Source organism: Cellulomonas gelida (genome assembly GCF_006538725.1).
GTDB lineage: Bacteria > Actinomycetota > Actinomycetes > Actinomycetales > Cellulomonadaceae > Cellulomonas > Cellulomonas gelida.
Map to the genome: position 1 here is coordinate 19,747 of NZ_BJLQ01000021.1, position 22,462 is coordinate 42,208.

Below are 22,462 nucleotides of genomic sequence, written 5' to 3' on the forward strand. Positions count from 1 at the left end.
GCCCCGCGTCGGGCCAGCACCCGCCTCGGTGTCCGGCCGGCGTCGCTACCTCCTCGTGGCTCTCGCGCCGATCCACGCACCGGCGACGACGCCGAGGCCTGCCCCCAGCAGGACCGTGACGGACAGCGACGGAACGCTGTCGCCCCGCATCAGCTCCACCGTCACGTCCACGACGCCCGCGTCCGGTGGCCACACGCGTGCGGCGACGTCGATCGCGCCGCGCGCGGCCGTCACGGTCTGCGACATGGCACCCGTCTGCACCTCGACGCCCTCCCACCCTTGGGCCTCGAGGGCCGTCCGGACGACCGCGCCGTCGACGGTCGCGTCCGCCGTCGCGTCGAACACCACGGAGCCCCGGTCGAACGACGGCGCCCACTTCCCGCTGACCGCGGGGTCGCCGTCGGTGACGAGTCCCGGCAGCTCGATCTGACGTGCCTGTGCCAGGAGCTCGCCGTCGGACGGCTGCACCACGTACCAGTGGAACGCGTACGCAGCGGCCGCACCCACAGCCGCGAGCAGGACCGCGAAGAGGACGCTGAGCGCCGCCCGCCGGGCGTTCACCTAAGGCTCGTCCCTGATGACGTTGCGACCGTTGCCGCCGTCGAGCACGTCCTGCCCGGGCCCGCCGTCGAGCGTGTCGTCACCGCCCTGGCCCAGGAGCGTGTCGTCGCCGGCCTCCCCGTACAGGATGTCGTCGCCCTCGCCCCCTTCGACGTGGTCCTTGCCGTCGCCGGCCCGCACGACGTCGTTCCCGCCGCCGGCCAGGACGCGGTCGTCGCCCGCTCCCGCGTGGACGGTGTCGGCGCCCTCACCGACCGTGATCGTGTCATCGCCGTCGCCGCCTGTCACGACGTCGTCGCCGTTGGCACCGTCGGCCGTGTCGTCACCCGCACCGGCGTCGATGACGTCGTGACCGTCGCCGCCGAGCAGGCGGTCGTCGCCGTCTCCACCCAGCAGCGTGTCGTCGCCGTTAGCGCCGACGAGCTCGTCCGCGCCGTCGCCGCCGTCGAGGTGGTCGGACCCGTCACCGCCGTCGAGACGGTCGTCGCCTGCCCCGCCGATCAGGCGGTCCCGACCGTTCGCTCCGACCAGCACGTCGTGCTCGTCCCCACCGATCAGCACGTCGTCGCCATCACCCCCGTCGAGACGGTCGTGGCCGTCGCCGCCCTCGAGGCGGTCGGCACCGTTCCCTCCGACGAGGACGTCATCGCCACCGCCACCGCAGATCACGTCGTCGCCCTCACCACCCTCGATCCGCTCGCCGGCGCCGGTCCCGACGATCACGTCGTCACCGGAGGTGCCGTGCAGCACCGCTCGCCCGTCGCCGACGACCGTCGCGACCAGTCCCTGGCAGGTCGGTGCCGTGGTGACCACGGTGAGCGTGGTCGTCGCGACCTGACCGGCCGTGTCGGTGACGCGCACCGTGACGGTGTACGTCCCCGGGGTCGGGTACTCGTGGTGCACGGTCTCGCCCGACGCGGCGTTCCCGTCACCAAGGTCCCACGCGATCGAGGCGATGCCGTGGTCGTCGCTCGACGCGGAGGCGTCGAGGTCCACCCGCAGACCGTCGACCGCGGCGACCCGAGCCGACGCGATCGGCGGCGCGTCACCGCTGCTGCCGCCCGGGAACAGCGCGCTGCGGTACGCCTGCGTCCGCAGGCTGTCGACGAGCGCCAACCCGCCCGCCGAGGCGGCCGTCGGGTACAGCGTGAGGTCGCGCAGGACGAACGGGCCGTCCTTGCCCGTCGCGCCGATCGTCGCACCGTCGAACCCGAGCTCGATCGGCGTCGCCCCGGCCCCGAGCCAGACCGTGGTGCTCGCGCGCCCCACCTCGGTGCCGTCGGCCGCGACGAGCTTGCCGTTCAGCGCGTACCAGCCGGACGCGTCGGTGTGTGCGGTCCCCTGGATGGAGAGGATGTCGATCAGGCCGTCGCCGTCGGGGTCCACCGGCTCGTCGCGCAGCTCCGCGACCCGCAGAGCGTCATGCTCCAGCTCGGCCACGTCGTCGTGCGCCAGCGGGCCGAGGTCGGCGATGTCGAGCAGGTTCATCGCCCCGTCGGACAGGGTCGCGTCCACCAGCGTCCATGGCCCCTGGAGGCCGCGGTCGTGGATCTGCCGACCGTCGAGCTCGAGGACCAGGGTCCCCCGTCCAGCGGCCAGCGTCGCGCGCGTCCCTGCCGTGCTCACGGTCCGGCCGGCAGCGTCGACGAGTCGCGCCGCGAGCCGGTAGTCGCCCGCGCGTGCGACGTCGACCGGGACGTCCAGCACGAGCGTGTCGACGAGCCCGTCACCGTCGTCGTCGGTGGTGAACTCCTCGAAGCCACCGACGAGCTCGCCACCGTCCGCGACGACGACAGGAGACACCGCGGTGCGCGCCTGCGGACCGACGGTCGCGACCGCAACCGTGTAGCTGCCTGCGCCGGGCGGGGTCACCGTCGTCGCCCAGGCGCCGTCGCCGGACCGCGTGAGCTCACCACGGACGACGACCTCACCCTCGTCGTCCGCGACGACGTACTCCACGACCTCGTCGTCGAACGCGCCCGCGACCGTCGCGTCGATGTCGAACGCCTCCCCGGCACGCACGAGCGTCGGCACGGAGAGGGCGAGCGTGCGCGTCGACGCGAGCGTCAGCAGCGACGCGGCCTGGAGCGGCTCGTCGGTGGGATTGTGCACCGTGAGGACGGCGGGGCCGTCGAAGGTCGCGCCGACGGCGGCGACGCCGAGTACGTCCGCCTCGACGAGCTCAGCGACGTCGAGCCGCAGGTCCAGTCCCTCGTCGGCGAAGACAGTGAGACCCGCGTGCTCACCAGCAGCGACGTCCACCGGGAGCTGGACGCTCTGCCCGGCCTCGACCACGGCGGCTGGACCGACACCAACCTGCGCGCGCGCAGCGGCCTCGGGAGCCACGGCCCGACGCGAGGAGACCTCGTCCGCGGTCTCCGTCCCGTCGAGGGTGTACGGGAGCGGGCAGAAGTCCACCTCGTAGTAGGCGATCTCGCACGCCGTCTGCGCGAACGAGAGGGGGGCCTTGCCGTCCCTCTGGTGGATGAGCCCCATGTGGTCGCGGTCGACCGTCGGGTGCACCGAGAAGTGGAGCCCCGGGTGCTCGTCGTCCGCGACGCTCAACCACCGGACGCTCGCGACGGACACCGTGCCGTCATCCTCACCCAGGATCCCGGGGCCGAAGCCGTCGGTGATGACGCTCCCGGGTCCACCCTTGCGGCCCGCGATGGTCTGGTAGTTCACACCCGGCCGGTCCGGGACCTGCCGGTTGAAGACATCGCGGACGTACGCCGGCAACAGCTGGTACAGACCGTTGTCCGGGCCGTCGCAGTCGCCGAACTCCGGCGCGGCGTCGCGCGCCAGCCATCCGACGACGCTCGTCGGGAACTTCTTGTTCATGCGCAGCGCGCAGAGCGCGACGGCGAGCTCCGCCCCACCGTTCGGGGTGCCGACCATCACGAGGTTGCGGACCCGGCCCGGGTTGTCGAAGGCGTACTGCCGCGCGTCGAGCCCACCCATGGAGTGCGCGACGACGTCGACCTGGTTCGTGGGCTCATCGTCGACGAGGTCGTCGACAGCGTCCGCCAGGATCGCCACGTTGTCCGCGATCGAGCCGTTCAGCGTCATCGGCGGCGACGACGTGCGGTTGCGCAGGCCGGGGACCGTCTCCTGCAGGTAGTCGTCGAACCGCCACATCCCGCTGCGGGCAGCACCGGCCCCGTTGTCGGTGATGCCGTGCGCCAGGACGACCGGTCGCACGGAGCTGTGCGGGACGTACGGCCGCAGCTCGGCCCAGTCGATCTCGACCGCCCACCCGCCGTTGTTGCGGTCCACGTCGATCTGGACGGTGTTGGTCCCGCGAGGGTTGTCGGGCGTCGGCAGATGCAGCCAGCTGGCGAACACGTCGAACGTGTCGGTCGCCCACTGGTTGTTCGCGCCGCTGAGCTGGCCCGGCACCAGCAGGTTGCCGTTGAACCGGACGTCGTCGACCTCACCCTGGGCCTCGTCGACGTCCCATGCGCGCATCGTCAGGAGCATCGACTTGCCGTAGAGCAGGTTCCCCGGCGCGGGGTGGCCGTGCTCGTCGACCGGCCCGTAGCTGCGGTCGATGTCGAACGAGAACGTCAGCGGGCCCCGGTACAGGTACTGGTCGAGGTCGAACCCGTCGTCGACGCGGAACACCGTGCGGCCCGCGTCGTCGGTGTACGTCGTCGTCTGCCCGACGGCGGCGCGCGACGCCACCGCGCCACGCGCGGCGGGCGCGGTCGGCGGCGGCGCCTCGCCCGTCGCGGAGACGTCGGGTGCGGGGCCGCCAGACGCGGTCGCCGGCAGCGCGCTGCCGAGAATCGCGCCGACCGCGACGAGCACGACAGCCAGGTGACGGGAACGCCGCATCGAATGCCTCCTGCAGGATCCGGTGGTCGCCGACGAGCAGGTGCCCCCCAGCCGCTGTGGACGTTAGGGCAGGCCAGAGGGACGGACAGGCGATTTCGCTCGCGTTCACCCAAGTGGCCCAAACACGCCGATCAGGGCGACTGGGACGATCTCCCACCGAAGAGACCGGCTCGGGCACGGGTCGCTCGCGCCGACTTCTCGACGATCGGGGCCGTGCGCGGGTCAGGACCGCGTGGCTCGCGGCTGGGCGGAGCGCGAGCCTGCGCGCCGCGCGGGCGCGCAGCTAGCCGCCGGCGTGGTCCGGGTCGATCGGGGCGCCGTCGCCTTCCTCGGGCAGGTCGCCGCGCTCGACCGGCCCGTCCGGCACACGCACCTCGGAGAAGAGGTGCGGCAGCTCGCCGACGGTCGGGACGCGGACGGCCTCACCGGCAGCGCGCAGGGTCGCGGCGTCGACGTCGGTCCCCTCGAGCGACACGAACGCCTCGCCGCGCACCACCCCGCACAGCAGCGTCGTCTGCGTGTCCGTCAGCTCGTCGCACGGCACGACGACGGACGGGTCGATGACCGAGGTCCGTGCGGTCCTGAGTGCGACCATCGCCAGCCGGTCGTCGACCTCACGCGTGTAGGTCGCGGAGAACCCGTCATCGCCGGAGACCCCGACGGACTGCACCGCGAGGTCGAACCCCTCGACGTCGGTGACGTACACGAGGTCGGGTGCGATCCCCGCGGGCGTCGCCCGGGACCCGATGTCGTCGACCGTCGCCGGTTCCGTCGACCCGGCGCCCCCTCCGCTCGCGCACGCGCCCAGCAGCAGCACGGGGACGACGACGAGGGCGAGGGCACGGCGGGAACGGATCACGCCCGGAAATGTACCGAAACGCCCGCGCACCCGACCGCACCTCACGGCCCAGCCGACGCCAGCCCCGGCCGTGCACACCGTGACCGCAGCTCATCGGGTGGAGAACCGCTCGCTCAGCGAGCGGAAGTCCACCCACAGCGGCCCGGGGCAGGCAGGCGCGGAGGCGCGCGTCGGTCGGGGGGCGGGGGATAGTGGCGGGGTGCAGCCCGAGCCGATCACCGCGACGCCACCTCCGCTGCGCGGGCGGCCGGTGCTGCGGCAGTCGTGGTGCGACCTCACGTTCCTGCACTGGCGCGTCGCGGCCGACGTCGTCGCGCCGCTCCTGCCGCCCGGCACGAGGCCGGACGTGCACGACGGGACGAGCTGGGTCGGTCTCGTGCCGTTCCGCATGGTCGGCGCGGGCGCCGGGCGTGGACCCGGCGTCCCGTGGCTCGGGACGTTCCCCGAGACGAACGTGCGCCTCTACTCCGTCGACGAGCACGGCCGCCGGGGCGTGGTCTTCCTGACGCTCGAGGCGGCCCGGCTGGCGTTCGTCCTCGGCTCCCGTGCGGCGCTCGCCCTGCCCTACACCTGGTCGCGGATGAGCGTGCGGGAAGCCGACGGACTCGTCACCTACACGTCGCGGCGCCGCTGGCCGGGGCCACGCGACGCCACGACGCACGTCGTCGTACGGCCCGGCGAGCCGCTCCCGGCCGGCGACCCGGAGGCCGAGTTCCTCACCGCGCGCTGGGGGCTGCACACGCGGGCGTTCGGCCGCACGCTCTACCTGCCCAACCGGCACGAGCCCTGGCCGCTGCGCGCCGCCGAGCTGCTCACGCTCGACGACCATCTCCTCGCCGCGTGCGGGCTCCCGGGAGTCGCCGTCCGGCCCCCCGACTCGGTCCTGTTCTCCCGCGGCGTCCGCACGCAGTTCGGCGCTCCCGTCGGCGCCCGCGCGTAGCCGACACCCAGGCGACTCGCCCAGCGACGAGCAGGCCGTCGGGTGATCGCCTCAGCGCTGGCGCGCGAGCCGCTGCTCCCACTGGTCCTTCGTGATCTCGTACTGGTAGCCCCCGAGCTCGGCGCCCTCGACCGCCAGCATGTCCTCGGGCGTCGGCAGCGTCTGCGTGACGGTCATGCCGACCTTCTCCATCACGTGCTGCGACGCGCGGTTCAGGGACATCGTCGCGCCCCAGACGACGCGGACGTCGAGCTCGGTGAACGCCTTCGTGAGCAGGGCCGACGAGACCTCGGTGGCGTAGCCGTGGCCCCATGCGGGTCGGCGCAGCCGGTACCCGAGCTCGACGACGTCCAGCGGCCCCTCGCGCTCGGGGCGCAGGCAGAACCACCCGAGAAACGCACCGTTCGTGTTCTCGTGCGCCACGAACAACCCGAACGCTCCGGCCCACCGGTCGTAGCCGGCGAGGATGCTCGGCAGGTCGCGCTCGCGGATCAGCTCCGGCGCGGTCGGCTCGCCGCCGGACAGGTACCGCATGACCGCGGGGTCGCTGTCGAGCTCGATCAGCAGGTCGGCCTCGTCGGCGCGGAACGGTCGAAGCGTGACGCGCTCGGTCCGCAGGTAGGTGTCCACGCGCGACAGCATGCGAGGAACGACGCACGAAGGCGAGGCGAAATCGCGTCGTCGAGCGCGGTCGTAGGGGCTCACCGGCGTCCCCCCGACCGGCCTCGGGACGTTCCTGCGCCGGAGCTGACGCCGTCCGCCCGGGCTCAGCGGGCGGGTGGACGAGCGCGGGCGTCCAGCCGCGCGATCGACTCCTGCACCGAGCCGTGCAGCATGAGCTCGACGTCACCCACCAACCGGTACGGGTCCTGCACCATGCCCTCGGACACCCAGCGCAGCACCACCGCGAGCACGGCCGAGGTGTAGAAGTCGACGACGAGCCGGTGGTCGGCCGGGTCCACCGGGCCCCCGCCGCCGACCTCCCGGACCACCGCCTCGGTCACGGGCCGCATCTGCCGGAACAGGAAGCGCTCGAGCCCTGCACGCCCCAGACCGTCGAGGACAGCGGTCGTCGACGACCGGTTGGCCCGCAGGTACCCGAGGAGCCGCACCAGTCCGTCGGCCCACGCGTCGTGCCGAGCCTGGACGCGCACCTGCGCGGCGACCTCGGTCTCGAACACCCACGTGGCGAGCTCCGGCACGTCGTGGAAGTGGTAGTAGAACGCCTGCCGGGTCAGCCCGCAGTCCCGAGCGAGCTGCGTGACGGTGACCCTGTCCAGCGGCTCGGAGCGCAGGCGCGCCTTGAGCGCGGCTGCGAGCGCGTCGCGCGCGTCCGGACGTCGCACCCCCGTGCACCCGTCGTCGCTCATGCCCTTGCAACGGCCCGACGGCGCCCGTCGCCGTGGGCCCAAGGTCCCCGAGCGGCCCCGGCCTGCCGCCCTGCCGAGGCCCGGGCACCGCCCCGCTGGACACTTCGCGCCCGGTGTCCAGTGCCTGGTCGGGTGGCGACTTCCTACCGTCGAGCAACCCCGAGCCGTGCCGGCACGGGTCGTCCGCGAGGAGGTCACGGTGTTCCTGTTCGACTCCATCCCCTGGCAGTCCTGGGTGATGTGGTTCGTCGTCCTCGGGGCGCTCATCGCCCTCAACGAGGTGACCCGCCGCTGGAAGTGGGCGGGGCTGGCGTTCTTCGTCGCGCTGCCGCTGGTCCTCACGGTGTTCGTGTGGCCGACGACGGCGGGCGAGGGCTCGTCGACCGGCACCTGGTTCCACTGGGTGAAGGTGTACTCGGCGCTCGCCGGGTGCCTCGGTTTCATGCTGCTGCGGTACGTCGACAAGCTGTCGAAGAACCGCTGGATGCTGCTGTTCCCGGCGCTGATCCTCGCGGTGAACATCGGTGAGGCCGTCATCCGCGACTTCCAGGTCGCGGGCCTGCAGGGCATGCACGACGGCGTGTTCATGGTCGGCGGCGCGTGGAACTACATGAACGGCGTCGCGGGCATCCTCAACGCGCTGACCATCTGCGGCTGGGTGGGGATCATCGTCTCCCGCGACAAGTCCAAGGACATGATCTGGCCGGACATGCTGTGGTTCTGGATCATCGCGTACGACCTGTGGAACTTCGCCTACGTCTACAACTGCGTCGGTGACCACTCCTTCTACGCCGGTGGCGCGCTGCTGATCTCCTGCACGATCCCCGCGTTCTTCCTCAAGAAGGGCGCCTGGCTGCAGCACCGCGCGCACACGCTCGCGCTGTGGATGATGTTCACGATGGCGTTCCCGACGTTCGTCTCGTCGTCGCGGTTCGCGGTCGACTCCTCGCACGACGAGACGGCCCTGTTCGTCGTCTCGGCGCTGTCGCTCGCGGCGAACGTCGCGGTCGCCGTCTACCAGGTGCGCGTCATCGTCACCCGGCGCCGCAACCCCCTGCGCGACGAGCTGTTCACGCACCTGCGCCCGTACCGTGAGGTCCTCGAGGCGAACGCGCCCCTGCCGACGACCACGGGTGCGCCGGCCGGCGCGGTCCCGACGACGAGGCCCACGGGACCCCAGGACGAGCCGCTCGTCACGGCCTGACCGCGCATCCCGCCGTCCCGCTGCGTCGACCTCTGGCGCGGCGGGACGGCGACGGCGCGGCCGAGCGGCCGCTAGCGTGTCGCCGTGATCGTCTGGCTCAACGGCACCCACGGCGTGGGCAAGACCACGACGAGCGCGCTCGTGCAGCGCCTCATCCCCGGCTCGCGGGTCCTCGACGCGGAGAAGGTCGGCGAGACGCTCATGGACATCACGCCGGGGCTGCCGGCGACCGACAACTTCCAGCACTGGGCGCCGTGGCGCCCGCTCGTCGTCGACACCGCGAGGCGTGTCCTGGAGTACACGGGCGGCACGTTGGTCATGCCGATGACGGTGCTGGTCGAGGAGTACTGGCGCGAGATCAGCGAGGGGCTCGCCGGGCACGGCGTCGAGGTGCGGCACGTCGTCCTGCACGCGGACCCCGCGACGCTGCGCACGCGGATCCTCGAGGACCACGCGATGGGGCCGTCGCCGTTCCGGCTCGCGTACGTCGACGCGTACGCGGAGGCCGCGCGCACGTGGCTGCACGACGCCGCGCACGTGGTGGACACCACCGACCGGACACCCCAGCAGGTCGCTGAGCAGGTCGTCGCGACCGTGAATGCCGTTGCCCCCGCCGACGCGCGTCGGTAGGACTGGCTCTCTTCCTGCCCCGGCACGCCGACCCTCGGAGGACTCATGCCGCTCGCTCTCGTCACCGGCGCCGCTCGCGCCGACAGCATCGCGGCCGGGATCGTGCCGCGCCTGCGGGCCGACGGGTGGGACGTCGCGACGAGCGACCTCGTCGGCACGGACTACCCGTGCGACCTGTCGACGCCGGACGGTCCCGACGAGCTGATGGCCGCGGTCACGCGCGACCGGGGGCCCGTCACCGCGCTCGTGCTGAGCCACGCGTACGACGTGAACACCGGGATCCTCGACACGACCGCGGAGAGCTTCGACACCCACGTCGCGGTCAACGCGCGGGCGAGCCTGCTGCTCATCGCCGCGTTCGCGCGTCAGGCACCGCCCGACGGCGGCGTGGTCGTCGCGATGACCAGCGACCACACGACCGGCAACCTGCCGTACGGCGCGTCGAAGGGCGCGCTGGACCGCATCGTCATCTCCGCGGCACGCGAGCTGGGGCCGCGGGGGATCTCGGCGAACGTCGTCAACCCCGGCCCGATCGACACCGGGTGGATGGACGACGAGACGCGCACCGCGCTGACGGCCGCGCACCCGCTGGCGCGGCTCGGTACGCCCGCGGACATCGCGGCGGTCGTCTCGTTCCTGGTCTCGCCCCAGGGACGGTGGGTGTCCGGGCAGCTCCTGCAGACCGACGGGGCGTTCTCCGCGCGCTTCTGAGCGCGGCTCGGCCGGGCGGGTGTCGGTGGGCCGTCCTACTGTGCCGATATGACCGATCTGGGCGGGGACTGGCGGGTCGTCGACGGCCTGACGACGGCGTGGTTCGAGGCGCGTTCGCTCACCGAGGGCGCGGCGCTGGCCGCACGCGTCACGCAGGTCGCGCCCGGCGCCGCGGTCGACGTGCGCGCGTCGGGCGTGCGGGTGCGGCTCGAGTCCGACGAGGAGGCAGCCGGCCTCGCGGGGGCCATCTGCGACGAAGCGCGCGCACTGGGACTGGTCGCCGACCCCGCTGTTCTGCAAGCGCTGAACGTGGTGCTCGAGTCCCCGGACCCGTCCGCGCTGCGGCCGTTCTGGCGCGGCGCGCTGGGCGACGTCACGGAGGTGGGCGACCGGCTGGTCGACCCGTTGCGCCGCGACCCGGCGTTCGCCATCCGGGAGTCGAGCGAGGAGCGACCGCTGCGCAACCGCATCCACGTCGACGTGGTGCGGCCGTCCGACGCCGTCGAGCACGCCGGTCTGGGCGAGGCCTCGGGCCCGTACGGGGTGTGCCACGCCGACGCCGACGGCAACGAGGTCGACCTCGTGCCGGGCGGGCCGCTCGACGAGTCCGACGAGCCGTCGGAGGCGACGTCCGACTGGCAGACGGTGTTCAGCGCAGTGGCTGCGTACCGCGTGCCCTCGTCCGCTCAGCAGCGCGACCTGGCCGGGGCGGCGGCCGCGCTCGCGGACGCGGCGGGGTTCCCGCTGCTCATCGACCTGCGCCCCGGGTTCGTCGTCCTGGACACCGGCAAGGACCAGGGGGACGCCGAGGCGCACGGGCTCGACCTGGACTTCGCCGACCTCGCCGCCCGGCTGCAGACCGCGGCGCGCGAGATCGGCGCCACGTCGGACCTGGCCGTGCCGCGGTTCGTCCAGCTCGCCCTCGACGCCGCGGACGTCGCCGCGGTGCGTGCGTTCTGGGCCGCCGCGCTCGGGTACGTGCACGACCGACGCACGAACCTGACGGACCTCGTCGACCCGCGCCGGCTGAACGCCGTCGTGATGTTCCAGGACATCGACGTCGAGGACACCGAGCGCCGACGCCAGCGCAACCGCATCCTCCTCGAGCTCGCGGTCCCGGCGGACCTCGCCGCCGCACGGGTGGCCGCGATCGTCGCCGCGGGCGGACGGCTGCTGGACGAGACCGGCACGCGGTGGCGCCTCGCGGACCCCGAGGGCAACGAGCTGGTCGTCGTCGCAGGCTGAGCCGACCCCTGGACAGGAGCACGATGGGCTCGTGACCGAGCACACCCCGAGTGACGAGCTGTCTGCCGACGACCACCTCGGGGGCGGCCGGGCGCCGCAGCCCGACGACGGACGCACGCCGCGCGCCGACTGGAACCCGCGCGGCCCGCGCGTGCGCCGCGACCCGCTCGCCGCCTACGACGCGTTGCGGACCCACTGCCCGGTCGCGCGCGGGCCGGACGGCGCGTGGACCGTGTTCTCGCACGCCGATGTCATGGCGACCGTGCTGGACCACACCACGTTCTCGAACGCCGTGTCGCGCCACCTGCAGGTGCCCAACGGCATGGACGGCGCCGAGCACAGCGCCTTCCGCGCGGTCGTCGACCGGTACTTCACGCCCGAGCGCATGCGTGACCTCGAACCGGTGGTGCGGGACGTCGCGACCGAGCTCGTCGCGACGATCGACGTGCCCGGCCCGGTCGACGCGGTGGCGCTCGGGGCGCGGTTCGCGGTGCGTGCGCAGAGCGCCTGGCTGGGCTGGCCGGGCGAGCTCGAGGAGGAGCTGCTGGGCTGGGTCGAAGAGAACCGGCTCGCCACCCGGTCGCGCGACCGTGGGCGCACCGCCGCCGTCGCGCAGCACTTCACGACGATCATCACGACGCTGACCGCCGCACGACGAGGCGAGGACGCCCCGCCCGACGTCACGACCGAGCTCGTGCGCGACCGCGTCGACGGGCGACCGCTGACCGACGACGAGATCGTCTCGATCCTGCGGAACTGGACCGGTGGCGACCTCGGGTCGATGGCCCTGTGCGCGGGTGTCGTCCTCACCTACCTCGCCGACCACCCGGACCTGCAGGCGCGGCTGCGTGCCGGGGTGCCCGACCGCGAGCTGGACCACGTGCTCGACGAGATCCTGCGCCTGGACGACCCGTTCGTGAGCAACCGCCGCATCGCCACGCAGCCCGTCACGATCGCCGGCCGGTCCGTCGCCGCGGGCGACCAGGTGCTCGTGAACTGGACCGGGGCCAACCGGGACCCTCGCGTCTTCGGCCCCGCCGACGCGTTCGACCCCGAGGCCCACGCGCCGTACAACCTCGTGTGGGGCATCGGCAAGCACGTCTGCCCGGGACGCCCGCTCGCGACCCTCGAGCTGCGCGCGCTCACCCGCGCGGTCCTCGCCGCGACGAGCGCGGTCCACCCGGACCCGGACCGTCCCCGCGAGCGCGAACGCCCACCGGCCGGCGGCTGGGCATCGGCCCCACTCGCTCTCCTGTGAAGACGCTGCACCACCTGCTGCCGAGGGCCTGGCAGGAGGTGGTGCCGTCGTGAGCCGCCGCTTCGAGCGTCGGGACCGGGCGAAGCGGGCTCCGCGGGGTATCACGCCGTAGGCGCGCGCCCTCTTTGACCCTGACGCCGGTCTGCGGCCCCACGGTGTGGCACCGATCTCCGACGGCAGGGGGCAGAGCGCTCCCGACGGTCAACGCAGGGAGCACGGACATGCCCACCATCAGCACCCCCACCCTGAGCCTCACCGACATCGGGGCGGGAAGACCGGGCAGATGACGGTCCTCAACCGCTCGTTGCTCGTCGTGGACGCCGACGGCGTGAACGAGCTGAAGGCCCAGGTCAGGCTCCACTCGCCGGAGACGGTCCTGGAGTTCACGCCCGGTGCCGTGAGCGTCCAGCAGAACTTCATCCCCTGAGGCCCGAGTCGTGTGCTGGCATCGAGAGGACAACGCCGCGCCGACCTTCGCGTGGACGTTGAGCACCATGCCCGTCGGGACGACGACGGTGCGGTTCCACCACCCGGCCGGCGCCCGCGGGCTCGTCGTCCTGTTCGACGGCGGCGGGGGCGGGAGCGTGTGGTTCACCTTCATGGAGGACCGGCTGCTCGTCGAGGCGCTCGTCGACGCCGGGCTCGCGGTGGCGGCCGTGCAGAGCGAGGGCCCGAGCGGCAGCTACGACATGACCGAGGTCCTCGAGGACAACCTCGATCTCCAGAACGTGAGCACGACGATTGCCGACCTCGGTTTCGCGGGCGGCGACGTCTACTACCTCGGCTTCTCCTCAGGGGGAGTGTTCGCGAGCCTCGCCGCCACGGCCATCCCCGCCAAGGCGCTCGCCCTCCTCAGCGCGCGGGGCGTCGAGGCCACCTTCTCGAGCACCGCGCCGCTCCCCCCGCCGACGATGTGGGTGCTCGGCCGCAACGACCGGCGCGTCCCGCCCACCGACCCGGGCCTGATCACCAACTGGGCGGCGATCGCGGCGAGCGGGGTCGACTGGGCGTACTACGTGAACGAGCCCGTCGGCATGCTGCCCGAGGCCTTCGAGCGCATCGCCGACCCGACCTCGGGCGTGAGCCCCACCGACTCGGCCGACGCCGTGGCGCAGCTCGCCGCGGGCGGCCAGCTGGACGCCTGCTCGGTGCCGCTCGGCCGCGGGAACGCGATCGACTGGACCGTGGTGACGCCCGGTCCGTCCTTCACCGGCCCGTTCCTCACGGAGGCACGACGCCAGGTCGACGAGCTGTTCGGCGCGCACACGGTGACGAGCGACGTCCGCCAGCAGATCGCCGACTTCTTCCTCGCACACCCCTGAGCGGACGCCTCACTGGTGTCTCAGTGACGTCCGCCCGCGTCAGATCAGCTCGACGCCGTCGGCCTGCGGGCCGCGGTCGCTCTGGCGCACCTGGTAGCGGACGCGGTCGCCCTCCTGCAAGACGTCATCGCCGCGCACGACCGACACGTGCACGAAGAGGTCGTCGCCGCCCGCGTCGGGGGTGATGAAGCCGAAGCCGCGGTCCGCGTCGTAGCGCGCGACCACACCCTGGCCGCCGCGCGCGGGGGCGCCGGACGACCGCGGCCGCTCCGAGCGACCGCGCGCGAACGGTGCGGGAGCGCCTCGGCGGGCCGGAGCGCCCACGAGCTGGACGTTGCGCGCCTGCGGCCCGCGGTCGCTCTCGACGACGTCGAAGGTCACGCGATCACCTTCGACGAGCTCGGAGAGCCCACCGCCGAGCGCCTTCACGTGGACGAACACGTCGTCGCCGCCGCGCTCGGGTGCGATGAACCCGAAGCCCTTCTCGTCGTCGTACCAGCTCACGGTGCCGTCCGCACCGTCGTCGGCGGACCGGCTCGTGTCCGCGCCGAGCGGGAGCAGGTGGTCGGCCTGCGGACCCTTCTCGCCGTCGACGACGAGGAACGCGACGCGCTGGCCCTCGGTGACGACACCGCCCCCGACGATCGCGGAGCTGTGCAGGAAGATCTCCGCGCCGCCGGTGTCCGGCATGACGAAGCCGTACCCCTTGGCCGGCTCGTACCAGGACACGGTGCCGAGCAGGCCCAGGGTCGCGTCGGCCGCGTGGTCGCTCGTGACGCGGACCCGGCGGGCCTGCGGGCCGCGGTCACCCTCGCCGATCTCGAACTCGACCTCCTGCCCCTCGCGGAGCACGCGGTCGTCGCCGAGGATCTCGGACGCGTGCACGAACAGGTCGTCGGCGCCGTCCTCGGGTGCGAGGAAGCCGAACCCCCGCTCGGCGTCGAACCATCGGACAGTTCCCTGGGGCACGGTGACTCCTTGTCGAAGCAGTTGTTGCTGCCACCAGTGTCCCCCGGCTGGACCGCGTCGCGAGACGTGGGGTGCGCTCGTTGCTGGTCGTCGGGGCCTCGACCCGGGTCACTAGGGTGGCGGGCGTGACGGTGACGGCGCGGCAGGTGGCGGAGCGGATCGGCACGCACGTGGGGGTGCCGCCACGGCCGACGACGGTCGACGGTTTCCTCGCCGGCGACCCGGACGCCCCGATCCGCGGCATCGCCGTGACGATGATGGCGACGCTCGACGTCCTGCAGCGCGCCGCCGCGCGCGGGCTGGACCTCGTCGTCACGCACGAGCCGCTGTACTTCGACCACCACGGCGCGTCCGACGAGGCGCTGGCGTCCGCGGGCGACCCGGTGTTCGCGGCGAAGGCCGCGTTCGTGGCCGAGCACGGGCTCGTGGTGCTGCACCAGCACGACGCGTGGCACGACCGCGAGCCGGACGGGATCCAGACGGGCGTCGCGCGCGCCCTCGGCTGGCTCGAGCACGCGCGCGCCGGTGACCACGAGGTCTACGACCTGCCGCCGACGACGCTCGGCGCGCTCGCCGCACACGTCGCCGAGGCGCTCGGTGCGCGCGCGCTGCGCTACGTCGGCGACCCGGACGCGGCCGTCTCGGCCGTGGGGCTGCAGCCGGGGTTCCAGGGGTTCGTGCACAACCGGGCCCTGATCGCCCGCGCCGACGTCGACGCGATCGTCATCGGCGAGGCGCACGAGTGGGAGACCGGCGAGTACGCCGCCGACGCGGCCACCGCGGGGCTGTGCGCGGGCGTCGTCGTCGTGGGGCACGTGCCCTCCGAGCAGGAGGGGATGGCCGAGTACGCCCGCTCGCTTCGCGAGCTCCTGCCCGAGGTCCCGGTCGAGCTCGTCGCCACCGCCGACCCGTTCCGGACCGTCACGCGCTAGTTCTTGCGCTCCGTCACGCGCAACTACAGGTCGCCGCGGCGGGCCGTGAGCGGTCGCCTCCGCGACGCGTTCGGGTGACGTCTCGCCTTGACGCTCCCCTTGACGATACCTAGCGTGTCACCCGTACGGCCTAGGTCCGCTGCGTCGAGGGTGACGCTCCTGCATCGATGGAGATGCGCCTGGTCGTGCTCGTGCGGCTGGTGAGACAGGCTCTCGTCGTCGAAAGTCTCGGCCGCACACCGAGGGATGTCAGCCGAGTGCCGGGCAAGGTGGGCTGAGCGTCACCGGTCGCCTGCGATCGCCACCCCCGGCTCGGGCGGTGCCAGCGAGAGGAACGGGTCGATGACAGGGCTTGTCACACGACGACATGACGACGGACCAGCGACGACGCAGGGACGGTGGCGTCCGGCACGGTGGGCGGGAGCCGCGGTCGCCGGCTTCCTGGTGGCGGCAGGTGTCGCCCTGCCCGCACAGAGCGCGGTCGCCGACGACGGGTTCGACGTCCGGATCACGGTGTCCGGGCACGGCGGCACCGTCACCGGCGCCGGCAGCTACGAGCCGGGCGAGACCGTCCAGCTCACCGCGACGCCGAAGAAGGGGCACGTGTGGGGCGGCTGGACGTCCACCGACCTCGACTGGATCGGCGCCCGGGTCGACTCGTTCACGATGCCGGCGAGCGACGTCGTCCTCACGACGAGCTTCCGGCACGCGATCAAGCCGCTCAAGGACGTCTACCGCGACTACTTCGACGTCGGCAACATCTACTCGGGCCCGCAGACGTACGCGGCCGGGTCGCCCAACCTGGCTACCGTCGAGCGGCACTACAGCGCGATGACGGCCGAGAACGCCATGAAGCCGGACCAGCTGCTGCCGAACGCCAACATCGACCCCGTGACGGGCGCGTTCACGTTCACCTTCGCGGCCGCTGACGCGTTCGTCGACCAGACGCTCGCCAAGCACAAGAAGGTCCACGGCCACGTGCTCGTCTGGCACGGGCAGTCCCCGGCCCGCCTCAACAGCGGTCCCACGGGCGGCACCCGTGAGCTGGCGCGCGCCAACATGGAGCGCTACATCAAGGACGTGCTGACGCACTTCAAGGGTCGCACCGTCTCCTGGGACGTCGTCAACGAGGCGTTCGTCGACGGGCTCGACGAGTTCGACCCGGCCACGCAGGACTGGCGCGACTTCCTGCGCGGCGGCCCGAACGGCGGCTGGTCGAACTGGTACGCGGCGTACGCCAACGGCGCCGACACCGCGGCGGGCCAGAGCCCCGCGGACTTCGTCTACGACGCGTTCGTCTTCGCCCGCAAGTACGGTCCCGAGCAGCGCCTCGTCTACAACGACTTCAACGTCTTCCAGTCCGAGGGCAAGGGCGAGGCGATCGTCACGATGGCCAAGGACCTGAACGCCCGCTACGCCGCCGAGCACCCCCGGGACAAGCGGCCGCTCATCGAGAGCATCGGCCTGCAGTCGCACAACTACATCAACCAGACGCCGGCGTTCGCGTGCTCCGACCACACCCAGCTGCGCAAGGTCGTCAACGACGCGGCCGAGGAGTGGCAGCCCGGGGCGTGCTCGGACCACGCGTCCGTCGAGCGCTCGCTGCAGCTGATCATCGACGCGGGCCTGACGGCCGACATCAGCGAGCTGGACACCCAGGTCTGGGAGGCGTGGAACGGCCAGCCCGAGGGCGACGACCGCTCCCAGTACCGCGACCTGACCGACCCGTCGGTCAAGGACCGGATCTCGCGTGACGGGTTCACGTACTGGGTCGGCAAGATCACCAACCGCGCCGAGCTGGAGAAGATCCAGGCCCAGCGGTTCGCCGAGTACTTCGCCGTCTACAAGAAGTACTCGACGCACCTCGACCGTGTGACGTTCTGGGGGCTGACGGACCAGCTGAGCTGGCGGTCGACGCACAACCCGCAGATCTTCAACGGCGACTTCTCGGAGAAGCTGTCCGCGGTGGCCGTCGCCGACCCGGAGCGCTGGCTGGGCATCCGCGGGCAGATCACCGACACCTCGACTCTTGCGGCCACGGTCGCCGAGGCGAAGGCGATCGACCTGCGCGCGTACACGCCGAAGAGCGCGGCCGCGGTGAAGAAGGCACTGGGTCAGGCGAAGGCCGTGCTCGCCAAGGGCGGCCCGCAGGCCAGGGTGAACAAGGCGAACGCGGACCTGGAGCGCGCGATCAGCCAGCTCCAGCTGCACAAGCCGCACCACCCGAAGCCCACCCCGCCGAAGCCGCCGCACCCCAGGCCGTGACGGTCGGCTGACGCCCACGAGGCCCCGCGGGAGCGCACGCTGTGCTCCCGCGGGGCCTCGCTGCGTCGGGCTTGCTGCGGTCGGCCTCGACGCAGGTGGGGTCTGCACCAGGTGGGTGCGTGCAGCGGGTGGGTCAGTAGCGGTAGGGCGTCTCCGCGCGGTGGACGCCGCGCGGGCCGTACGGTGCCTTCTCGAGCCAGACCGACGCGGCCTCGTCGGCCGGCGCGCGCTCGGCGGCGTCGCGGACCTTCGCGGCCGTCGCGGCGTCGGGGCGCAGGTGCGCGAGCGCCTCACCGGCCGCGTCGCGGTTGAACAGCGCCGCGGACCGACGAGCGAGCGCGAACGCCTCGACCGGCGTGCGGGCCGCCGGCCCCGAGGCCCGGGACGCCGCCGCGATCGCGATCGCCGCCGCCTCCGCGTCGGGGACGCCCGAGTTGAGGCCACGCGCGCCGAACGGCGCGAACAGGTGCGCGGCCTCCCCGGCCAGGAGCACGCGGCGGTGCGGGTCAGCGAAGTCGTGCGCCACGAGCTGCAGGAACTGGTACGTCGAGACCCACGTCGTGCGCTGCGCGTAGCCCGGCGGCAGGACGGCGTCGAGCCACGTGCGCACGCCCTGCGGCGACGCGAGCTCGTCGGGGTCGTCGCCGTCCACGAGCTGCAGGTCCACGCGGTACCCACCGGCGAACGGCACGATCAGCACGTTGCGACCGCCGACCGCCGGGTGCGCGTAGTGGAAGTGCCGCTCGCGCGGCAGCGTCGGCTCGTCGAGCTCGGCCACGTCGACGACGACGTACCAGCCGTCGTCCTTCCCGCCCTCCATGCGCGCACCGATCTGCTTGCGCACCGCCGAGCGCGACCCGTCCGCGCCGACGACGTAACCCGCGTCCCAGCGGGCCCCTGCGGCCGTGGTCACGGTGACCCCGTCGTCCTCGGTGGTGATCTGCTCGACCTCCTGCTCCCACGCGAACCGGACCCCGGCGGCCACCGCGCGCGCGTACAGGTACGCCTCGATCTGGACCTGCGGCAGGCTCGTGAAGTGCGGGTACACCCCCGCGGGCGGGTCCGGGTAGGTCTTGGCGTAGACCTCCTTGCCGCCGTAGAACGTGCGCTGGGTGTTCCAGTAGACGCCGTGCTCGTAGAGCTCGGCGCCCAGCCCGGGGGAGATCCGGTCGAGGATCTGCAGGGTCTGGCTGTGCGTGAAGATCGCCCGGCTCCCGGGACGCTGCCGGCCGTCCGGCCCGGCCTCGAGCACCGTGACCGGCAGCCCGTACGCACGCAGCGCCAACGCGGCGGTCAGCCCGACCGGGCCGGCGCCGACGACCAGGACGTCTCGGGTGTCGCCCGAGCCGAGGGGGTGTGCACTCACGGACGCGTGTCTCCTCTCGGGGGTGCCACGACGACGAGGGCGTCGAGGACGACGGGCCCCTCGGCCGTGATCCGGACCGGGTTCAGGTCCACCTCGGCGACGTCGCCGTGGTCGCTGATCAAGTCGCCGACGGCGCGCAGGACCTCGGCGAGCGCCTCGACGTCGACGGCCGGGGTGCCGCGGAAGCCGTGCAGGACCGTGGGCGGGAGCGCGGCGACCATCTCGCGCGCGCGGGCCTCCGACAGCGGCGCGAGCCGCAAGGCCGCCGCCCCGCCGAGCTCGGCCGCCACGCCGCCCAGCCCGAGCAGCACCACGGGGCCGAAGACCGGGTCGCGGACCGCGCCGACGATGAGCTCGGCGCCGGGCGCCGCGAGCTGCTCGAGCAGGTAGCGCCGCGGGTGACCTGCGCGGGGGATGGCGTCGATCGCGTCGAGCGCGCGGTCGAGCGCGGCGGCGTCGCTCACGCCGACGTGCACCCCGCCGACGTCAGACTTGTGCAGCACGTCCGCGTCGAGCACCTTCACGACGACGCGACCCCCGCCGCGCCCGAGGTCCGCGAGCGCCGCGTGGGCCTGCGCCCGGTCGTCGGCGACGCGACGCGCGGGCGTGCGCAGGCCGTACGCCTCGACGAGTGTCTTGGCCTCGTGCTCGTCGAGCGTGCGCCCGAGCGTCCGCGTCGCGGCGACGGGCGGCACGTCGACGACCGCGCGCAGGCGGGCGTCGGTGACGACCGCCGCGAGGGCGGTCGCGAGGTCCCCCGGACCGGCGAGCATCGGGATGCCCGCGGCGTCGAGCCCCAGGCGCCGTGCGGCGAGCGCGTCCGGCGGTCCCCCGGTCGCGAACAGCACGCGGCCCGCGGCCGGTCCGAGCGCGGCGACCGGGTCGAGCGCGCCCGGCTCGTCGAGCGCGTACACGCCGACGACGTCGATCGCCGGGTCGGAGGCGACCGCGCCGAGCACGTCACCGAACGTCGGCGAGGGCCGGCCGGTGTCCACCGGGTTGCGCTGGAAGGTCAGCGGCGGCAGCAGCTCGGCGATGCGCTGCTGCGTGGCGTCGGCCAGGGGCGGGAGGTCGATCCCGCGCGCACCGAGCGCGTCAGTCACGACGAGGCCCGGACCCGCCTGCCCGGTGAGCAGGCCGACCCCGATGCGCTCGGCCGCGGGCAGCCGCACTTCGCGCAGCGCGGCGAGCGCGGCGACCAGCTCCTCGAGGCTGTCCACCACCACCGCCCCGGCCTGCTGCAGCGCGGCGCGCGTCACCTCGTACGAGCCCGTCATCGCGCCGGTGTGCGATCGCGCGAACTCCGAGACGTCGGACCGCCCGACCTTGAACGCCACGACGGGCTTGCGCGCCGTGGTCCGGCGCAGCGCGGCGACGAGCGCGGGCCCGTCGGTCACGCCCTCGACGTGCAGGCCCACCGCGGTGGTCGCCTCGTCGTCCGCGAGCAGGTCCAGCAGCTCGGGGAAGTCGACGTCGATCGCGTTGCCGAGCCCGGCGCCGAGCCGCAGACCGACCCCGGCGCGCGCGAGCATGAACGCCAGGGCGAGGTTCACCCCGCCGGACTGCGCCACGACGCTCACCGAGCCGGCCGGCAGGTCCGCCACGGCGGGCATGAAGTTGGCGGTCGTCCGGTCGACCGGGTTCATGAAGCCCGACGTGTTGGGGCCCAGGAGCCGGATGCCGGCCTCCTGCGCCACGCGCGCCACGCGCTCCTGGATGCGCGCGCCGTCGGGTCCGGACTCCGCGAACCCGCCCGCGCACACGACCGCCGCGCGCACCCCGGCGTCGCGCGCGTCCTCGAGCGCCGCGGGCACGGCCTCGGGCGGGACCACGAGCACGGCGAGGTCCACGCCGGACGACTCGCGCAGGGTCGTCAGCACCGGGTGGCCGAGCACGTGCCCGCCGCGCGGGTTGACCGGGTGGAGCGTGCCGGGGAAGTGACGCAGCGCCTGGACCATCGCGTGCCCGGCCTTGCCGGGCTGCGCGGAGGCACCGACCACGGCGATGCTCGTCGGCCGGAACATCACCTCCAGCGGGTGCGCCGTGCGCGCGTGCGCCACGGCACCGGCGGCCGGCGGGACCGCCGTCACCGAGGACCCGGCCGGTCGGCGTACGCGATCGCGCCCTCGTCGGTGACGCAGACGTCGAGCCGCCCCAGCCCCTCGATCTCGACCCCGACCCGTTGCCCCGCGGCGATCGGCCCGACGCCGGCGGGGGTCCCGGTCGCGATGACGTCCCCGGGGTGCAGCGTCATGACATGGCTCGTGTAGGCGATCAGCTCGGCGACGTCGTAGATGAGGTCGGCCGTGCTCGCGGACTGGCGCAGCTCGCCGTCCACCCAGCAGCGCAGCTCGAGCGCGCCGGGGTCGCCGACCTCGTCGGCCGTCGTCACCCACGGACCCAGCGGCGTGAACGTGTCGAAGGACTTGCGCGTCGACCGGTCCTCGCCCGACCGGACCGTGATGTCGAGGACCGGCGCGTAGCCGAAGACGTGCTCCAGGGCGCGCTCGGCCGGGACGCGGCTGGCGGTGCGCCCGATCACGACGCCGAGCTCACCCTCGTGGTCGGTGCGGACGTCCAGGTACGGCAGGCGGATCTGCTCGCCGGGTCCGATGACCGACGAGCTCGCCTTGAGGAAGATCCCGTAGTCGGCGATCGTGCGCTGCTCGCCCATCTCGGCCTTGTGGTCGAGGTAGTTGACGGGCGCACCGACCACCTTGCCGGGGCGCGCGATCGGCGCCGCGAGCCGGCGCTCGTCGAACGGCTGCGTCGGCAGCGCGTCGAGGTCGAGGGCACGGAGCTCGGCGAGCGAGCCGCCGCGGTCGAGGAACGCCAGCAGGGGCCCGCCCGGGCCGGGCGTCAGGCCGAGCGCGTCGGTCACGTCGACCGAGCCGTCGGCCAGGAGGACGTGCAGGCGTGCGTCGACGGTGCTGGCTAGCCTCATCGCTATCGCTCCCCCGAGCTCGCTAGAACGTGACATCACTATCTGCGGC

The 22,462-nt window shown here is 73.4% G+C and carries 19 protein-coding genes; 10 read left to right on the forward strand and 9 right to left on the reverse strand.

The window, feature by feature from the left end; all coding sequences use genetic code 11:
• Nucleotides 1-45 precede the first annotated feature (45 nt).
• From CGE01nite_RS10505 to CGE01nite_RS10515, 3 genes are all read right to left on the reverse strand, one after another.
• On the reverse strand, nucleotides 46-561 hold the full coding sequence (locus tag CGE01nite_RS10505; RefSeq protein WP_141370781.1) for a hypothetical protein: 516 nt from the start codon (nucleotides 559-561) through the stop codon (nucleotides 46-48).
• Nucleotides 562-4,398, reverse strand: a complete 3,837-nt coding sequence (locus CGE01nite_RS10510) for an alpha/beta fold hydrolase (RefSeq protein WP_141370783.1) — start codon at nucleotides 4,396-4,398, stop codon at nucleotides 562-564.
• 283 nt (nucleotides 4,399-4,681) lie between these two features.
• Nucleotides 4,682-5,257 (reverse strand): hypothetical protein, encoded by a 576-nt coding sequence (locus CGE01nite_RS10515; protein ID WP_048341339.1) that lies wholly within the window; start codon nucleotides 5,255-5,257, stop codon nucleotides 4,682-4,684.
• A 199-nt stretch (nucleotides 5,258-5,456) separates the two neighbouring features.
• On the opposite strand from CGE01nite_RS10515, the gene CGE01nite_RS10520 reads away from it, so the two are divergent.
• On the forward strand, nucleotides 5,457-6,197 hold the full coding sequence (locus tag CGE01nite_RS10520; RefSeq protein ID WP_141370785.1) for a YqjF family protein: 741 nt from the start codon (nucleotides 5,457-5,459) through the stop codon (nucleotides 6,195-6,197).
• Between the two features lie 51 nt (nucleotides 6,198-6,248).
• Here the strand turns inward: CGE01nite_RS10520 and CGE01nite_RS10525 are convergent, their stop codons facing one another.
• Nucleotides 6,249-6,827 (reverse strand): GNAT family N-acetyltransferase, encoded by a 579-nt coding sequence (locus CGE01nite_RS10525; protein WP_141370787.1) that lies wholly within the window; start codon nucleotides 6,825-6,827, stop codon nucleotides 6,249-6,251.
• Between the two features lie 137 nt (nucleotides 6,828-6,964).
• Nucleotides 6,965-7,567 carry a TetR-like C-terminal domain-containing protein gene (locus CGE01nite_RS10530; protein ID WP_141370789.1) on the reverse strand — a complete coding sequence of 201 codons (603 nt, stop codon included), beginning with the start codon at nucleotides 7,565-7,567 and terminating at the stop codon, nucleotides 6,965-6,967.
• 166 nt (nucleotides 7,568-7,733) lie between these two features.
• On the opposite strand from CGE01nite_RS10530, the gene CGE01nite_RS10535 reads away from it, so the two are divergent.
• The 7 genes from CGE01nite_RS10535 to CGE01nite_RS10560 all read left to right on the forward strand — a co-directional run bounded on the left by CGE01nite_RS10535 (nucleotide 7,734) and on the right by CGE01nite_RS10560 (nucleotide 13,937).
• Complete coding sequence (locus tag CGE01nite_RS10535) at nucleotides 7,734-8,771, forward strand: DUF5692 family protein (protein WP_255318498.1); 1,038 nt, start codon at nucleotides 7,734-7,736, stop codon at nucleotides 8,769-8,771.
• Between the two features lie 84 nt (nucleotides 8,772-8,855).
• Nucleotides 8,856-9,401, forward strand: coding sequence for a P-loop nucleotide/nucleoside kinase family protein (locus tag CGE01nite_RS10540; RefSeq protein ID WP_141370791.1), 546 nt, complete (start codon nucleotides 8,856-8,858; stop codon nucleotides 9,399-9,401).
• Nucleotides 9,402-9,446: 45 nt separating this feature from the next.
• Nucleotides 9,447-10,112, forward strand: a complete 666-nt coding sequence (locus CGE01nite_RS10545) for an SDR family oxidoreductase (RefSeq protein ID WP_141370793.1) — start codon at nucleotides 9,447-9,449, stop codon at nucleotides 10,110-10,112.
• 48 nt (nucleotides 10,113-10,160) lie between these two features.
• Nucleotides 10,161-11,357 carry a VOC family protein gene (locus CGE01nite_RS10550; RefSeq protein ID WP_141370795.1) on the forward strand — a complete coding sequence of 399 codons (1,197 nt, stop codon included), beginning with the start codon at nucleotides 10,161-10,163 and terminating at the stop codon, nucleotides 11,355-11,357.
• A gap of 31 nt (nucleotides 11,358-11,388) precedes the next feature.
• Complete coding sequence (locus tag CGE01nite_RS10555) at nucleotides 11,389-12,615, forward strand: cytochrome P450 (RefSeq protein WP_141370797.1); 1,227 nt, start codon at nucleotides 11,389-11,391, stop codon at nucleotides 12,613-12,615.
• 283 nt (nucleotides 12,616-12,898) lie between these two features.
• Nucleotides 12,899-13,042, forward strand: coding sequence for a hypothetical protein (locus tag CGE01nite_RS16975; protein ID WP_156186504.1), 144 nt, complete (start codon nucleotides 12,899-12,901; stop codon nucleotides 13,040-13,042).
• Between the two features lie 67 nt (nucleotides 13,043-13,109).
• Nucleotides 13,110-13,937: a dienelactone hydrolase family protein gene (locus tag CGE01nite_RS10560; protein ID WP_141370799.1), complete on the forward strand. Its 828-nt coding sequence runs from the start codon at nucleotides 13,110-13,112 to the stop codon at nucleotides 13,935-13,937.
• Between the two features lie 39 nt (nucleotides 13,938-13,976).
• On the opposite strand, the gene CGE01nite_RS17470 is transcribed toward CGE01nite_RS10560, so the two are convergent.
• Nucleotides 13,977-14,906, reverse strand: a complete 930-nt coding sequence (locus CGE01nite_RS17470) for a cold-shock protein (protein WP_141370801.1) — start codon at nucleotides 14,904-14,906, stop codon at nucleotides 13,977-13,979.
• A 125-nt stretch (nucleotides 14,907-15,031) separates the two neighbouring features.
• On the opposite strand from CGE01nite_RS17470, the gene CGE01nite_RS10570 reads away from it, so the two are divergent.
• Together CGE01nite_RS10570 and CGE01nite_RS10575 are read left to right on the forward strand one after the other, a co-directional pair.
• Nucleotides 15,032-15,838, forward strand: coding sequence for a Nif3-like dinuclear metal center hexameric protein (locus CGE01nite_RS10570; protein WP_141370803.1), 807 nt, complete (start codon nucleotides 15,032-15,034; stop codon nucleotides 15,836-15,838).
• Between the two features lie 444 nt (nucleotides 15,839-16,282).
• On the forward strand, nucleotides 16,283-18,103 hold the full coding sequence (locus tag CGE01nite_RS10575) for an endo-1,4-beta-xylanase (RefSeq protein ID WP_170210944.1): 1,821 nt from the start codon (nucleotides 16,283-16,285) through the stop codon (nucleotides 18,101-18,103).
• A 133-nt stretch (nucleotides 18,104-18,236) separates the two neighbouring features.
• Here CGE01nite_RS10575 and CGE01nite_RS10580 read toward each other — a convergent pair whose 3' ends face one another.
• The 3 genes from CGE01nite_RS10580 to CGE01nite_RS10590 are packed head-to-tail and all read right to left on the reverse strand — an operon-like array spanning nucleotide 18,237 to nucleotide 22,413.
• Nucleotides 18,237-19,469: an FAD-dependent oxidoreductase gene (locus CGE01nite_RS10580; protein WP_141370807.1), complete on the reverse strand. Its 1,233-nt coding sequence runs from the start codon at nucleotides 19,467-19,469 to the stop codon at nucleotides 18,237-18,239.
• Complete coding sequence (locus CGE01nite_RS10585; protein WP_229747568.1) at nucleotides 19,466-21,559, reverse strand: acetate--CoA ligase family protein; 2,094 nt, start codon at nucleotides 21,557-21,559, stop codon at nucleotides 19,466-19,468. The genes CGE01nite_RS10580 and CGE01nite_RS10585 overlap by 4 nt, the downstream gene beginning before the upstream one ends.
• On the reverse strand, nucleotides 21,556-22,413 hold the full coding sequence (locus tag CGE01nite_RS10590) for a fumarylacetoacetate hydrolase family protein (protein WP_141370809.1): 858 nt from the start codon (nucleotides 22,411-22,413) through the stop codon (nucleotides 21,556-21,558). Before CGE01nite_RS10590 ends, CGE01nite_RS10585 begins: the two co-directional genes overlap by 4 nt.
• Nucleotides 22,414-22,462 lie beyond the last annotated feature (49 nt).

Coding starts and splice junctions, on each gene's coding strand:
- CGE01nite_RS10510 (WP_141370783.1), bottom strand. CDS start 4,398: ATGCGGCGTTCCCGTCACCTGGCTGTCGTGCTCGTCGCGGTCGGCGCG.
- CGE01nite_RS10530 (WP_141370789.1), bottom strand. CDS start 7,567: ATGAGCGACGACGGGTGCACGGGGGTGCGACGTCCGGACGCGCGCGAC.
- CGE01nite_RS10545 (WP_141370793.1), top strand. CDS start 9,447: ATGCCGCTCGCTCTCGTCACCGGCGCCGCTCGCGCCGACAGCATCGCG.
- CGE01nite_RS10550 (WP_141370795.1), top strand. CDS start 10,161: ATGACCGATCTGGGCGGGGACTGGCGGGTCGTCGACGGCCTGACGACG.
- CGE01nite_RS16975 (WP_156186504.1), top strand. CDS start 12,899: ATGACGGTCCTCAACCGCTCGTTGCTCGTCGTGGACGCCGACGGCGTG.
- CGE01nite_RS10560 (WP_141370799.1), top strand. CDS start 13,110: ATGCCCGTCGGGACGACGACGGTGCGGTTCCACCACCCGGCCGGCGCC.
- CGE01nite_RS10590 (WP_141370809.1), bottom strand. CDS start 22,413: ATGAGGCTAGCCAGCACCGTCGACGCACGCCTGCACGTCCTCCTGGCC.